Consider the following 801-nt stretch of genomic DNA (forward strand, 5'->3'; position numbering starts at 1 on the left):
GAGCAGGTGGGCTGTCGCCGGGGCGAGGGGGGCCAGGCGGGCGAGCAGGGCGCCCGCCGGGCTGTCCCGGGTCTCCTGGGGCAGCGCGCCCGCTGCTGCCGCCGCCGTCTCCGGGTCGGTGGTGGCGGTCACCAGCAGCAGCCCGATGAAGTGGTCGACCAGCCAGTCGCGCAGCTCGCCGACCGGCGGGCGGCGCCCCTCGTCGATCCAGATCAGCGAGACCGCCTCGACGGAGGCGATCCAGGACCGCACCATCATCGCCAGCCGCGGGCCGGGGGCGGTCACTCCGAGGTGGCGCAGGACCTGTTCGGCGGCTCTTCGGCGTACGCCGTCCACGATCGCGCCGGTACGGCTGGTCTCCGCGACGCCTGCGCCGCCGAGCAGGGCGGCGTACGCCGGGGCGTGCTCGTCCACGTAGGCCAGGTAGCGGTCGAGCGCGGCGGCGAGCCGCTCGGTGGGCGGGCCTTCCGACGGTACGGCGAAGCGGCCGGTCAGCTCTTCGGCGGCTCCGTGCACCGCGGCCTCGTACAACTGCTGCTTGCCGCCGGGGAAATAGCGGTACACCAGCGGGCGGGAGACGCCCGCGGCGGCGGCCACGTCGTCGATGGACACGTCCTCGGGCCTGCGGTGCCCGAAGAGGTCGACGGCCGCCTTGAGCAGGTGGGCGCGGCGCTGCTCCACGCTCATTCTGCGGTACGCGGGGGCCGCGCTGCTGCTCATGCGCCCGAGCGTACGCCCCTCCCGGGCGGGGTCGCCCTCCCCCGACGGAGGGGAAGCGGCGAGCCGGCCGCGGGGCGGGCG

1 protein-coding gene is annotated in these 801 nt (G+C 76.4%); it reads right to left on the minus strand.

The features are described 5' to 3' along the window. On the minus strand, positions 1 to 720 hold a 720-nt coding region (locus tag V7E46_RS33650), incomplete at its 3' end, for a TetR/AcrR family transcriptional regulator (RefSeq protein WP_333771943.1). Positions 721 to 801: the final 81 nt, after the last annotated feature.

The sequence above is a fragment of the Streptomyces sp. IBSBF 2435 genome (assembly GCF_036815005.1).
Classification (GTDB): Bacteria; Actinomycetota; Actinomycetes; order Streptomycetales; family Streptomycetaceae; genus Actinacidiphila.